Raw genomic sequence first — 12,760 nt, 5'->3', positions numbered from 1 at the left:
TGCAGATTTAACATGGCAATTTCTCTTGCTGCCGAAACCCAGCCTCCCGCAGTTAAGCTCTATTTATGTATTGCTGTTACCGTTTTTTGTTGGGGTTATTCACCCATTGGCGTACATAGTGCCTTGCATTCATATACACCGCAGCATATTGCCTTGCTCCGTTTTTTGATTGCATCCGTTTTCTTACTTCTTTTAGTCATGAAAAAAGGCATTCAGCCTTTAAAGTGGAAAGATGTTCCTGCGCTTGCTGTATTAGGATTTTTCTCTGTAACTCTGCATCACTTACTTATAAATACCGGACAGCAGTATGTGACTGCAGTGGCCTCTAGTATTTTGAGTCAATCTATTCCGCTATTCACTTTTATTATTTCAGCTTTGCTTTTTAAAGAAAAAATTAGTTTCAAACAGTGGTTGTGTATTTTACTTGGCCTTTGTGGCGCCGTGTTGGTGGTTAGTGGAGATCATGGTTTTGGTATGCCGAGTCCTTACAGTTTGTTGATTGTGTTAGCAGCAATTGCGTGGGGCCTTTATTTTAATTTATATAAAAAATTTGCTTTAAATTATGATGCCTTGAGCATGATGTGCTACATCATTTGGTTCGGTACCATTCCTTTACTATTTTATAGTGCTCATTTGCCTGATGAGATTTTACATGCTACTTGGCAAGCCAATATGTCTATAGTTTTGTTGGGTATTTTCCCAAGTGCGATGGCTTATGTACTTTGGGGGTATGTACTTAAAAATATGCCGTTAACGATTGCATCGAATTTTTTGTATTGCTCGCCGATTGTCGCGATGAGTTTGGCGGTTCTCTTCTTAAATGAAAAACCATCAATGATGGTGCTACTGGGTGGAGTGATTATTGTGGGGAGTTTGGTGTGGATGAATTGGGGGAATAGGCGTACTATCGAATAAGCATATGTAATGCGCTACTTGCTTTAAGAGAATGAGATGATTGTTGTTACCTTGACCTTTAAAAAACCGTTAGCCGAAGTTGATGCTGTACTCAAAGAACATATTGCGTTTTTAGATCATTACTATGAGCAAAAGAAGTTTTTAGCGTCGGGCCGTCGAGAAAATAGAGTAGGTGGGGTGATTTTGGTTTTAAGCTCTTCGATTCAAGAAGCCGAAGAAATCATGAAAAATGATCCGTTTTATATTCATGATGTGGCCGATTATGATTTTATGTGGTTTGAGCCATCGAAAAGTTTAGAAGAAATTAAGGCGTTTATTTAACGTAAAAAATAAAGGGATCTATAAAAGATCCCTTTATTTTTAGTCATAATCTAATTAGCCTTGCAACACACTCACATCAGCAGCAGTAAATAAGCCACATAACTGAGCCAATAAACGTAGACGGTTTGGTTTCAGGTCAGCATCATCTGCTATCGCTATTAAGCCATCAAAGAAGGTATTTTTTAGGTACACAAAGTATTACAAGCTCAGCATCTTTACTTAAACTATTTTCTAAAGCTCTGGCAAAAAGAAGAACAGCACAATAGCTCCAAAAATTCCGCTTAAGATCAACCAGTCTTTTTGACGCATATCTGCAAGGCGAATCACCGAAAGATAAACACTGCTGAAAAAAACCAAAACAAAAACCAGCAAAACTAGCGGATTATTGAAGAAGAATTTACTGATGCCAAATAGTATGAAAATAATGCTACTAGAAAGCCAATACAGCAGAGCCAAAATAAATTTGTTCACTGATAAATTATGAACAGAACGATCTAAACGAGGCAAAGTTATAGCGAGCATAATCAGCCCTGCGAAACCGCCTAGAATAGAGATAATCATAAAGAACAGGCCGCTCATATCTGGTTTGGTCTTTATATGAGGATATAGCTTCCATAGACCATAACCGAATGCCATCAAAAGGGTGTGGCAAAGAACAAGGTAAGCATCTATACGGTAAAACTTTTTAATTGAAGTGGTATTCATTATGATAACTGCTGATTTATTCTTAATATTAAAAAACCCCACTAATTTTATAGCGGGGTTTATTTTAAAGATCAAGTATTATAAATACTTAGCCCTGCAACACACTTACATCAGCAACAGCAGTAAACAAGTGACGTAACTGAGCCAATAAACGTAAACGGTTTGCTTTCAGGTCAGCATCATCTGCCATAACCATTACACCATCAAAGAATGCATCAATCGGCGCGCGAAGTGCTGCAAGCTTAGAAAGGGCAGCCGTGTAGTCTTTCGCTGCAAGTAATGGCTCAACCACTGGTGTCACTGCTTGAAGCTCAGCAAATAATGCTTTTTCAGCATCTTCAACTAAGTTTGCTTCAACGACAGAACCTTCTGGGGTTGCTTCTTTTGCAAGAATGTTAGCAACACGTTTATTTGCAGCAGCAAGTGCAGCAGCTTCAGGTAATGTACGGAAGTGGTTAACAGCATTTACGCGCTTGTCAAAATCAAGTGGAGATTTTGGTGCAAGTGCTTGAACAGCTTGAAGTACGTCAACGGCAACGCCTTGGTCTTCGTACTTAGCACGGTAACGACCTTCCAAGAACGCAACAGCATCAGCACGAGTTTTGTCATGGTCTTTAACGATATCGCCATAACCTTGAAGTGCAAGATTAACTAGCTCTTCAATCGTTACATCTAATTCATTTTCAATGATTAAACGTAAGATACCAATTGCTGAACGACGAAGTGCAAACGGGTCTTTAGAACCGGTAGGCGCTTGTCCAATACCGAAAATACCAACAAGGGTATCTAAACGGTCAGCAAGGGCAATGGTTGTACCTGTTTTAGTTTTAGGTAAAACATCACCCGCAAATTTTGGTAAATATTGCTCACCTAAAGCTTCTGAAACTTCAGTGTTTTCGCCTTCAATACGTGCGTAGTAAGTACCCGCAATACCTTGAAGTTCTGGGAATTCACCAACAAGCTCAGAGGTTAAGTCGCATTTAGCAAGTAATGCAGCTTTTTCAGCATCTGCTGGGTTTGCCCCAGTGATCGGAGACAACGCAACAGCAAGTTTTGCAATACGTGTTGATTTGTCCCAAAGCGTACCAAGTTGTGCTTGGAATACCATGTTTGCTAATTTTTCTTTACGAGATGCAAGCGGTTGCTTTTGATCTTGTAAGAAGAAGAATTCAGCATCAGATAAACGAGGGCGGACAACTTTTTCGTTACCTTCAATAATTTGAGTCGGGTCTTTAGACTCAATGTTTGAAACAGTAATGAAGTAAGGCTGTAATTTACCTTCTGCATTGATCAAACAGAAATACTTCTGGTTGTCTTGCATTGTCGTGATGAGTGCTTCTTGAGGAACAGCTAAGTAGCGCTCTTCAAAAGTTGCACGTAAAGCTACAGGCCATTCAACGAGGCTTGTTACTTCATCAAGTAAGTCAGCTGGAACAATCGCAGTTGCGTTCACTTCATCAGCTAACTTTTTCACTTGTTCTTGAATAGTTGCTTGACGTTTTTCAAAATTCGCAACAACGTAAGCTTTTTCTAAAGCAGCTAAATAGTCATTTGCATGCGCTAAAGTCACAGCTTCAGGTGCATGGAAACGGTGACCATAAGTCACATTACCAGCTTTGTGATCTTGAATAGTCGCGTCAACAATTTGGTCGTCTTTGAGTAAAAGAACCCATTTCACTGGACGTACAAATTCGGTACGGCTTGCAGCAGAACGCATACGCTTAGCAATTGGTAAATTGTCTAATGCAGTTTGTAAAATCTGTGGAAGTAAAGCATCAAGGCTTTGACCTTTTACATCTTTTAAATAGCAAACTTTTTCAACTTTACCTGCTTGGAAAGTAGAAAGCTGATCAACTGTAATGCCTTGACCACGCATAAAGCCTTCAAGTGCTTTAGTCGGTTTGCCTTCTGCATCGTAAGCCGCTTGAACAGCAGGGCCGTCAAAACGTTTTTGTGTATCAGCTTGAGCAGCATCGATATCAACAATTTTAAGCGCTAAACGACGTGGAGCTGCGTAAGCTTCAATTGCTGCGAAGTTTAAGCCCGCATCTTTTAAGCCTTTTACCGTCTCTGCCTGTAAGGCATCACGTAAGTTTTTTAAGCTTTTTGGTGGAAGCTCTTCACAGCCAAGTTCGAATAAAACAGTATGTTTGCTCATTAGTTTTTCTCCGCCTTTGCTGCTTCACTTTCAGCTTGTGCTTTTAGCTGTGCCAATACTTCATCACGTAAGTGTGGTTCTGCCATTGGGAAGCCAAGCTCTGCACGTGCTTGTACATAACTTTGTGCGATAGCACGCGCCAAAGTACGTACACGTAAAATGTAACGTTGACGCTCAGTCACAGAAATTGCGCCACGTGCATCAAGTAAGTTAAAGGTATGAGACGCTTTAACCACTTGCTCATAAGCAGGAAGAGAAAGTTTTGCTTCAATTAAACGGTTTGCTTCTGACTCGTAAAAATCAAACAGTTCAAATAATTTTTCAACTGGAGCGTATTCAAAGTTATAAGTCGATTGCTCAACTTCATTTTGATGGAATACGTCACCGTAAGTCACGGTACCGAATTGGCCTTTGGTCCAAACTAGGTCATAAACCGAGTCAACACCTTGAAGGTACATCGCAAGACGTTCTAAACCGTAAGTGATTTCACCTGTTACTGGATAACACTCAACGCCACCAACTTGTTGGAAGTAAGTGAACTGAGTCACTTCCATACCGTTGAGCCAAACTTCCCAACCTAAGCCCCAAGCCCCAAGAGTTGGAGATTCCCAGTTGTCTTCTACGAAACGAATGTCGTGAGTAAGCGTATCAATCCCGATCGCTTTTAAAGAATCGAGATAAAGCTGTTGGATATTGTCTGGGTTTGGCTTAAGTACCACTTGGAACTGGTAGTAGTGTTGCAAACGGTTCGGGTTTTCACCATAACGGCCATCTTTTGGACGACGTGAAGGTTGAACGTATGCCGCGTTCCAAGTCTCAGGCCCTAAAGCACGTAAGAATGTTGCGGTGTGGAATGTTCCAGCGCCCATTTCCATGTCGTAAGGTTGTAATACGACGCAGCCTTGTTCGGCCCAGTAGTTTTGTAGGGCAAGAATTAAACCCTGAAATGTATCAATATGCGAGATGGCGCGACTCATGTAGCATCCACGAATTTATGAGAAAAATTGCCCCTAAGTATAAGGATTTTGTGGGGGAGTGGCAAAGGCTTAATCAAAGGAATGCGCGATTAGCCTATTTGTTTTCGGCTTAGCCACTTCAAGCTTAACCAGTAGCAAAAGCTGGTAAATAAAATCATGAGATAAAAACTGTAGATCTTATAAATATCCCCCCAAGGAGAAGGGAATGAACCGACAAAAATTAAGCGCGTAATAGGGCTAATCAAAATCCAGATGACAGTTGCGCAGATAAAAATACTCATCAGATTTAAACGATTTTTACGAGTCAGAAAATAGGAAATGATATATGCGAAAGGAATAACTAGAAGGCCATAAAAAAGTAAATAAAATAAGAAATGGGCTAGTAAAATAACTCCAATCGAATAAAGGCTAAATTCAGCATTTAATATTATGACCCCTAAGGCAGATAAACTCAGCAATGGTATGGGTGCAAGCGCAAGTGCGTGAATAATCATTTTTTTGTTATATTGAAGCATATTAAAAATTATAGAACTGAGAAGAAGTTATGTTGAAATTTTGCTGCAAACTTATTGTTTTATCCAGTCTTTTCTGTAGTCCGTGGCTTCATGCGCAAACCGAAACTGATGAGCAAGATGAATACAATCAATGTGTAGACCAGACTATTAAAGAAATGAAGCTTGAAAGTATTAATAATATGGTCGTGTATAGTTGTTCTGAACAAGCTAAAAAGACTTATGAAGAAAAAATTGTTGCTCTGATTGATCAAATTCGTGCACAAAGCGAAGAATACAAACAGCCAGAACGTTACCAAGATATTTTAAAATCTCAGCGACTTTGGAAAGCCTATGTAGATCAGGAATGTAGTAATGCAGGTTCATACATTGGTTCACCGATGTATTCATATTGCCCAATGCAAGAGTATGAAAAGCGTGTAAAGCAGCTTGAAGAATACGTTAATTAAGCTGGTTCATTTTAAACGTCATCTCATGACGCTGAGCGTACTTTACTAGATTAAATTTAAGAATGCGAAATGATATTTTTTAAACGATGCCACAAATGAGTCGTTTGATATGTCTGATCGCATTCGAGAAAAACTACAGATTCTTGCTGATGCTGCTAAATATGATGTGTCTTGTTCATCAAGTGGCAGTGACCGTAAAAATAAAAATAAAGGTCTGGGTGATGCCAGTCATTCGGGTATTTGTCATAGCTATACCGAAGATGGGCGCTGTGTATCTCTCTTAAAAATTCTATTTAGTAATGTTTGTATTTTTGACTGTGCCTATTGTGTTTCACGCCGTTCTAATGACGTCCAGCGTGCAGCATTTACAGTGCAAGAAGTCGTAGATTTAACTATTAATTTTTACCGCCGTAATTATATCGAAGGGTTATTTTTAAGCTCAGGCATTTTTAAATCGGCCGATCATACGATGGAGCGTATGCTTCAAGTTGTGAAGAAGTTGCGCCTTGAAGAAAACTTTAATGGCTATATTCACCTAAAAACTATTCCGGGAGCATCGCCTGAATTGATTCATGAAGCAGGTTTATATGCTGACCGTATGAGTATTAATTTAGAGATGCCGACCGAAATTGGGTTAAAAACTTTTGCGCCAGAAAAATCACATCAGGAAGTACAAAAAGATTTAGGTTTAGTCCGTGACAGGCTCATTCAGCTTAAAGATGAGCGACAAATCATTAAGCATGTACCGAAATATGTACCAGCAGGGCAGACCACCCAAATGGTTGTTGGTGCTCATCAAGAATCAGACCAAGATGTCTTATTTATGGCAGACAAGCACTATAAAGAATTTAAACTCAAGCGCGTCTATTTTTCGGGTTATATCCCAATTAATACTGAAAATAATTATTTACCAGCAGTGGGTTCTGCACCGCCTTTGCTTCGTGAAAATCGTCTATATCAAAGCGATTGGCTGATGCGTTTTTACGGTTTTCAGGTCAATGAAATCGTCAATGAAAAACACCCAAATTTGGATCTTGATGTAGACCCGAAATTAAGCTGGGCTTTAAGGCATCCTGAACAGTTTCCGGTAGATTTAAACCGTGCAGATTATCAAATGATTTTGCGTGTACCGGGCATTGGAGTGAAATCGGCCAAGAAAATTGTGCAGGCTCGCCGTTTTGGAAAAATCCATATCGATTTACTTAAAAAACTAGGCGTGGCCTACCAGCGTGCAAAATTCTTCATTCGCTGTGAAGACAGTCCGAAATTCCAAAAGGAACTATCATCAAGTTTTATTCGACAGCAAATTTTAACGCAGGGATCTTCGAAATATGTGCAGCAACTCTCGCCACAATTAAGCCTTGGGTTTTAGCCATGTTTAATGAGGAAGTCGCTTACTATTTTGATGGTTCAATGGTTGGGCTGCTAAGCTGTGTTTTTCGTGCATTTCAATTTAAAGAATTACAGGTCAGGCTCTGTTTAAATGATGCGGCTCAACATGGCTTATTTGCCGATAAAATTGAGGTTGCAAATAACGAGCAACATGCCGAACGTGTGTGGTCTGCGCTACAAAAAAAGCTTTCATCTTCTTCGTTAAAACAATTTTATTTTGCTTATTTATCTGAATCTTTAGATGCCTATCAGCATTTATTTAATTACTGTATCTATGTGTTTACTAGCCATGTTTCCATAGAAAAAGATTATTTAAATCCAAGTGTGTTAGCGATTGCACAATGGACGAAAAAGGTCGGGCGAGAGAAGCATAGAATGGAGGCTTTTATTCGGTTTAAGAAAACTAAAGATGAGCTTTTTTTAAGTCTGGTTCGTCCTGATTTTAATGTTTTACCGCTTATCCAGCCGCATTTTAAACGGCGTTATCAAGATCAGCGTTGGCTCATTTATGATGAGCAACGTAAGTTTGGAATTTTTTATGATTTACGTGAAATACATGAAGTTTCACTCGAAGCTTCTGAGGTTGACCGTAATTTAAAAAATGGCATGAGTCAAAGTTTTCAGCTTGAGTTAGATGAGCAGGAAGTTTTGTATGATCAGCTTTGGAAAGATTATTTTAAGAGTGTAAATATTATAGAACGTCAGAATATCAAACTCCACGTGCAGTATTTGCCGAAACGGTACTGGCGTTATTTGAATGAAAAACTAATTGAATATTAAAGTTTTAAAATAGTAAGAATACGTTCAACAAGTTTTCTGATATTTAAAAGATATAATTTAAATGCACTTTATGTGGCTTTGGGCGTATACTTTTGCCCGTTATAAATAACGGCATATCCCCTAAGGTGTACTGTGAGTGTTATACAGCGAGAATGGTTACAGATTTTAAAGCCGAATTTTAAGGTTTTACCACTAAAAGAGCGATTGCTTTGCGGTATTGGAGCACTATGTGGTTTAGCAATTTCTTCCTTAATTAGTTGGTATGTTCTTGGCGGAATTAATGCTTGGTACATCGCGCCTATGGGGGCATCATCTGTTCTTTTATTTGCAGTATCAGCCAGTCCATTGGCTCAACCATGGAATGTTATTGTCGGTAATACATTAGCCGGAATTATTGGGGTTGCTTGTGCGCAATGGATTCCTGATTTAACTACAGCTTTTAGTGTGGCTGTTGGGCTTGCCATCTTTTTAATGATGACCACCGACTCTTTACACCCGCCGAGTGGAGCAGTCGCAATTACGGCTGTACTGGGCGGCGCTGCCATTCATAAATTAGGTTTTTATTTCGTTTTTTATCCAGTTTTACTCAACTCTTTGCTTCTACTCGGTTTCGCTATTTTCTTTAATCGATTGATTGGGCGACATTACCCAGTTACCGCACATTTAAATGAGCGAAGTAAGGATCCAACGCCAACTCAGAAAGTGTCGATTCAACCGAAAGATATTGAGTATGCATTAGAGCATCACACTGAACTGTTAGATATTAGCCAGTACGATTTAGAAAAAATTATTTTAGAAGCGCAAGAGCACGCTAATGAACGTATGGTGAACCAATATATCTGTCAGGATATTATGAGCCGTGATGTGATTAAACTACATGAAGATGATGATATTCATCAGGCATTAGATAAGTTTAAACAGCAGAATCTCATGAGTTTACCTGTGGTCAATGTAGAAAACCATTTGGTCGGAACTTTAGCGTTATATGAAGTCGTAGAATGGTTTAAAAGGGCAGCTGATCCAAGAAACTCTTGGCAGCATTATGTAAAGCAGATCATGAGTCGTCGAGTGGTTACTGTACTACCAACTCAACCTATTCAAGATTTAGTGCCATACTTTGTTGAAAAGTCGTTTAACTACATTCCTGTGGTTGAAGATCGTAAGCTTATAGGAATGATTAGTCGTGCAGATATGATCGCGGCTTTACAGCAACAGTTAAATCGAAAACTATAATTTTTAAAATAAAAAAAGCTACGGTTGATTAGGGGATGCAACCGTAGCGACCAAAATAAACTAAGTTATTTAATGTATTTGTTCTTCTCGTACAGTACGAACAGGTTGTTGATAACCTTGTACTTGTTCAGGCTGTCTTTTAGGAATGACTAACCATAAAACCAAGTAGACTAAAATCCCTGGGAAAGCCGCACTCATTACCGAAACCAATACGAAAATAATGCGTAATAAATTTGCGTTCCAACCAAAACGTTCAGCAATACCGCCCATTACACCGGCGATCATGCTTTGTCGGTTCGAGCGATATAAACCAGAATTGGTCATGTAGTTCTCCTCAAATATATAAATGACAAGGGATATTTATTTCCCTTGGTTAGTAGAAATATGGCGTCAAAATTAGCAAATTAAAGTCCGGTAAAACTAAAAATAGTTAAAATATGTAAATGGTTTAAATGAATGAAAGCAACATCAACTAAAATGCACTCTTTCGGGGCTGAAAGTGTTTGTAGCAGTGATGAGATCGTTCTTGAATCCTAGTTTGAACTGTAGCATTGCTGTTGTATGTAAATGATGTATATATCTTTGAAGTCGTCTGGTCTTTTAATGAAACATTTGGGTTTGGCTGCCATTTTATGTATAGGACTGAGTGCCTGTGATGCAAATCATGCCGATTCTAAGGATCACTCAGCGGTAGCAACGACCTCTAAACATGAAGATAGTTTAGTTAAAAGTACTACTGTGGTTAAAACTTTGGATGATGCCGCGGGACGAACTTTCTTGCCTGATGGTGTGCAAGATAAGACGTCAAAATTATCTGAAACAGATCAACAATATGCGGGTCGCTACCATACTCGTATTTCGTGTGAAGATAATTTTGCCGATTGTGAAACAGGTGAAGCAGAATATATTTTAAATTTATTACCTGATGGTACTGCGTATTGGAATGTTATTCATTTTGGCCGAATTAGTAATAAAGACGGTGCAAAAAGTGCAGCCATTAATCAATTATGTCCTTCTTTGACGTGGAAAGTTGATTCTGATGCTCATGAGTTAAAAATTCAATGTCCAACATCAGATGTTAATTTTTATTTTAATATTATTTCAAAACAAAAATTAATCGTAAATTTGGAGAAGTTGTTCTACAGCGATTATGGTAAAAATCGTGAATTTCTAGAACAAAACTATTTTGTTCCCACAAAAGCCTATGTGCTTAATAAAGAATAAAGTTAATTTTAATTCAATAAAAAAGAGCGCAATTTATATTGCGCTCTTTTGATTTTAATACTTACTTATTATTAGTAGTCGAAGCTAAAGTGTTCAACTGGTAATGAAGTAAGTGTACGAGACGTAGTCACCATTGATTCTGCATGACCTTGTGCACGTGGCAATAAACGGTCGAAGTAAAAATCAGCAACTTTAATTTTTGCTTTATAGAATTCAGGAGTTTCTTGGCCGTTACCTGCTTCTAATTTTTCAGAAGCAACCACAGCTTGTTGAGCCCAGAAATAAGCCATCATGACATAGCCTGAGAACATCAAGAAATCTACAGAAGCAGAAGATACGATGTCGCGGTCTTTACGTGCAGCAAGCATGATACGAACTGTTAACGTATTCCACTGCGCACAAAGCTTGGTTAAGTCCCAAGCAAAACGGCGTAAGTATTTATTACGTGCGTGAGCAGCACAGAATTTTAAGATTTCAGCAGTATATTCACGTACTACTTTACCTTTTGAACTTAACAACACTTTACGACCAATTAAGTCGAGTGCTTGAACGCCAGTTGTTCCTTCGTATAAGGTCGCAATACGTGCATCACGTGCGATTTGCTCCATACCCCATTCTTTAATATAACCATGGCCGCCATAAACTTGCATACCGTGGTTAGCAGCTTCTAAACCAAGTTCAGTTAAGAAACCTTTTAAGATCGGTGTATAGAAACCAAGTTTGTCATCGTAGTCTTCAAAAGCAGCTTGATCACCACGTGTTAACGCATCTGTCATTTTGTCAGCGATTTGTGCAGCGTAGTAAATCATTGCACGACCGCCTTCAGCGATTGCTTTTTGAGTTAAAAGCATACGGCGTACGTCTGCATGGTGAATGATTGCATCAGCAACTTTGTCTGGATCTTTCTTACCAGAAAGGGCACGCATAGACATACGGTCTTTAGCATATGGAAGAGCACCTTGGAAAGATAATTCAGCATGTGCAATACCTTGAACCGCAGTACCGATACGCGCTGTGTTCATGAAGGTAAACATTGCATGTAAACCTTTGTTTACTTCACCAATCAGGTAACCTGTTGCATTGTCAAAGTTGAGTACAGCAGTTGCAGACGCACGAATACCCATTTTGTGTTCGATTGAACCACAAGTCACTGTATTACGTTCACCAACACCGCCATCAGCTGTAGGCATAAATTTAGGTACGATAAACAAAGAAATACCACGTGTACCCGCTGGTGCATCTGGAAGACGCGCAAGCACAATGTGAATAATGTTTTCAGTTAAATCGTGTTCACCAGCAGAAATAAAGATTTTAGTACCCGTGATTTTGTAAGTACCATCTGCTTGAGGTTCAGCTTTAGTTTTTACCTGACCTAAGTCTGTACCACATTGAGGTTCGGTTAAGCACATTGTGCCGCTCCATGTACCTTCAACAAGTTTAGGCATATATGTTTGTTTTTGCTCATCTGTACCGAATTGCAAAATAGTGTTCATACAACCTGAACTTAAACCTGGGTACATGGTAAATGACCAGTTTGCAGTACCCATCATCTCTGATTTGATCAGGTTTAAAGACATTGGCAGGCCTTGACCACCAAATTCTTCAGGATAAGAAAGCCCTTGCCAGCCACCCATTACGAACTGATCATAAGCTTCTTTAAAACCTTTTGGCGTTTTTACTTCGCCGTTGTCAAAATGGCAACCTTCTTCATCGCCAGATTGGTTAAGTGGTGACAGTACGTTTTCACAATAATCGGCCGCACCTTCAAGAATCATATCTACAGTATCTGGATCTGCGCTTTCACCATTTGATAAAGTTTTATAGTGAGCAGGGTAGTCTAGTACTTCATTCATTAAGAAGCGGATATCGTGTAAGGGAGCTTTATATGCTGGCATGGCTTTAATCCTAATTTTGAATCATTGTGGGATTATCTCAATCGATGATTTGATTATTCACTCGCATGATAAAAATACAATGTTAATCACACCCGAAAAGAATGTCAGAAAAGCGAATTTTGTCGAAAATAAATACACTGGAAATTATATTTTCTGATAAAGTCAGGTCTTATACTTTTATGTGAAAAAACAACTAATT

General features: G+C 38.9%; 13 protein-coding genes and 1 pseudogene. 7 read left to right on the top strand and 7 right to left on the bottom strand.

The window, feature by feature from the left end:
* Positions 1-12: 12 nt before the first annotated feature.
* Together RMA95_RS04965 and RMA95_RS04960 are read left to right on the top strand one after the other, a co-directional pair.
* On the top strand, positions 13-915 hold the full coding sequence (locus RMA95_RS04965) for a DMT family transporter (RefSeq protein ID WP_311069764.1): 903 nt from the start codon (positions 13-15) through the stop codon (positions 913-915).
* Positions 916-951: 36 nt separating this feature from the next.
* A complete protein-coding gene (locus tag RMA95_RS04960; RefSeq protein WP_311069763.1) occupies positions 952-1,236 on the top strand; it encodes a YciI family protein in 285 nt (94 codons plus the stop codon).
* Between the two features lie 54 nt (positions 1,237-1,290).
* Here the strand turns inward: RMA95_RS04960 and RMA95_RS04955 are convergent.
* From RMA95_RS04955 to RMA95_RS04935, 5 genes and pseudogenes are all read right to left on the bottom strand, one after another.
* Positions 1,291-1,416: pseudogene (locus RMA95_RS04955) on the bottom strand (hypothetical protein); the annotation flags it as partial.
* A gap of 51 nt (positions 1,417-1,467) precedes the next feature.
* A complete protein-coding gene (locus RMA95_RS04950; RefSeq protein WP_311069761.1) occupies positions 1,468-1,941 on the bottom strand; it encodes a hypothetical protein in 474 nt (157 codons plus the stop codon).
* A gap of 88 nt (positions 1,942-2,029) precedes the next feature.
* Positions 2,030-4,099 carry a glycine--tRNA ligase subunit beta gene (gene glyS / locus RMA95_RS04945; RefSeq protein ID WP_311069760.1) on the bottom strand — a complete coding sequence of 690 codons (2,070 nt, stop codon included), beginning with the start codon at positions 4,097-4,099 and terminating at the stop codon, positions 2,030-2,032.
* Positions 4,099-5,076, bottom strand: a complete 978-nt coding sequence (gene glyQ, locus RMA95_RS04940; RefSeq protein WP_002044989.1) for a glycine--tRNA ligase subunit alpha — start codon at positions 5,074-5,076, stop codon at positions 4,099-4,101. Before glyQ ends, glyS begins: the two co-directional genes overlap by 1 nt.
* A gap of 89 nt (positions 5,077-5,165) precedes the next feature.
* The gene (locus RMA95_RS04935) at positions 5,166-5,591 is read right to left on the bottom strand and encodes a hypothetical protein (RefSeq protein ID WP_311069758.1); all 426 of its coding nucleotides are present in this window, start codon (positions 5,589-5,591) and stop codon (positions 5,166-5,168) included.
* Positions 5,592-5,620: 29 nt separating this feature from the next.
* Here RMA95_RS04935 and RMA95_RS04930 point away from each other — a divergent pair, with 29 nt between their 5' ends.
* From RMA95_RS04930 to RMA95_RS04915, 4 genes are all read left to right on the top strand, one after another.
* On the top strand, positions 5,621-6,037 hold the full coding sequence (locus RMA95_RS04930; protein ID WP_311069757.1) for a lysozyme inhibitor LprI family protein: 417 nt from the start codon (positions 5,621-5,623) through the stop codon (positions 6,035-6,037).
* Between the two features lie 109 nt (positions 6,038-6,146).
* A complete protein-coding gene (locus RMA95_RS04925; protein ID WP_151823145.1) occupies positions 6,147-7,409 on the top strand; it encodes a putative DNA modification/repair radical SAM protein in 1,263 nt (420 codons plus the stop codon).
* 2 nt (positions 7,410-7,411) lie between these two features.
* Entirely contained in the window at positions 7,412-8,209 is a 798-nt protein-coding gene (locus RMA95_RS04920) for a TIGR03915 family putative DNA repair protein (RefSeq protein WP_311069756.1), read from the top strand.
* A 132-nt stretch (positions 8,210-8,341) separates the two neighbouring features.
* Positions 8,342-9,442, top strand: a complete 1,101-nt coding sequence (locus tag RMA95_RS04915) for an HPP family protein (RefSeq protein WP_311069755.1) — start codon at positions 8,342-8,344, stop codon at positions 9,440-9,442.
* Between the two features lie 69 nt (positions 9,443-9,511).
* On the opposite strand, the gene RMA95_RS04910 is transcribed toward RMA95_RS04915, so the two are convergent.
* Positions 9,512-9,766, bottom strand: a complete 255-nt coding sequence (locus RMA95_RS04910) for a PspC domain-containing protein (RefSeq protein WP_002052345.1) — start codon at positions 9,764-9,766, stop codon at positions 9,512-9,514.
* Between the two features lie 243 nt (positions 9,767-10,009).
* On the opposite strand from RMA95_RS04910, the gene RMA95_RS04905 reads away from it, so the two are divergent.
* Complete coding sequence (locus RMA95_RS04905) at positions 10,010-10,666, top strand: hypothetical protein (protein ID WP_263614673.1); 657 nt, start codon at positions 10,010-10,012, stop codon at positions 10,664-10,666.
* Positions 10,667-10,737: 71 nt separating this feature from the next.
* Here the strand turns inward: RMA95_RS04905 and RMA95_RS04900 are convergent, their stop codons facing one another.
* The gene (locus RMA95_RS04900) at positions 10,738-12,561 is read right to left on the bottom strand and encodes an acyl-CoA dehydrogenase C-terminal domain-containing protein (RefSeq protein ID WP_174747979.1); all 1,824 of its coding nucleotides are present in this window, start codon (positions 12,559-12,561) and stop codon (positions 10,738-10,740) included.
* Positions 12,562-12,760: the final 199 nt, after the last annotated feature.

It is taken from the genome of Acinetobacter sp. V110_1, assembly GCF_031798975.1.
In the GTDB taxonomy this organism is placed as follows: Bacteria; Pseudomonadota; Gammaproteobacteria; order Pseudomonadales; family Moraxellaceae; genus Acinetobacter; species Acinetobacter nosocomialis_A.
Note: the sequence above shows the minus strand (reverse complement) of the source record. Positions and strands in the feature narration are given on the sequence as shown.

Excerpts from the sequence above, each read along its gene's own strand:
- RMA95_RS04965 (WP_311069764.1), top strand. The coding sequence starts at position 13 with ATGGCAATTTCTCTTGCTGCCGAAACCCAGCCTCCCGCAGTTAAGCTC.
- RMA95_RS04960 (WP_311069763.1), top strand. The coding sequence starts at position 952 with ATGATTGTTGTTACCTTGACCTTTAAAAAACCGTTAGCCGAAGTTGAT.
- RMA95_RS04950 (WP_311069761.1), bottom strand. The coding sequence starts at position 1,941 with ATGAATACCACTTCAATTAAAAAGTTTTACCGTATAGATGCTTACCTT.
- glyS (WP_311069760.1), bottom strand. The coding sequence starts at position 4,099 with ATGAGCAAACATACTGTTTTATTCGAACTTGGCTGTGAAGAGCTTCCA.
- glyQ (WP_002044989.1), bottom strand. The coding sequence starts at position 5,076 with ATGAGTCGCGCCATCTCGCATATTGATACATTTCAGGGTTTAATTCTT.
- RMA95_RS04935 (WP_311069758.1), bottom strand. The coding sequence starts at position 5,591 with ATGCTTCAATATAACAAAAAAATGATTATTCACGCACTTGCGCTTGCA.
- RMA95_RS04930 (WP_311069757.1), top strand. The coding sequence starts at position 5,621 with ATGTTGAAATTTTGCTGCAAACTTATTGTTTTATCCAGTCTTTTCTGT.
- RMA95_RS04925 (WP_151823145.1), top strand. The coding sequence starts at position 6,147 with ATGTCTGATCGCATTCGAGAAAAACTACAGATTCTTGCTGATGCTGCT.
- RMA95_RS04920 (WP_311069756.1), top strand. The coding sequence starts at position 7,412 with ATGTTTAATGAGGAAGTCGCTTACTATTTTGATGGTTCAATGGTTGGG.
- RMA95_RS04910 (WP_002052345.1), bottom strand. The coding sequence starts at position 9,766 with ATGACCAATTCTGGTTTATATCGCTCGAACCGACAAAGCATGATCGCC.
- RMA95_RS04905 (WP_263614673.1), top strand. The coding sequence starts at position 10,010 with ATGATGTATATATCTTTGAAGTCGTCTGGTCTTTTAATGAAACATTTG.
- RMA95_RS04900 (WP_174747979.1), bottom strand. The coding sequence starts at position 12,561 with ATGCCAGCATATAAAGCTCCCTTACACGATATCCGCTTCTTAATGAAT.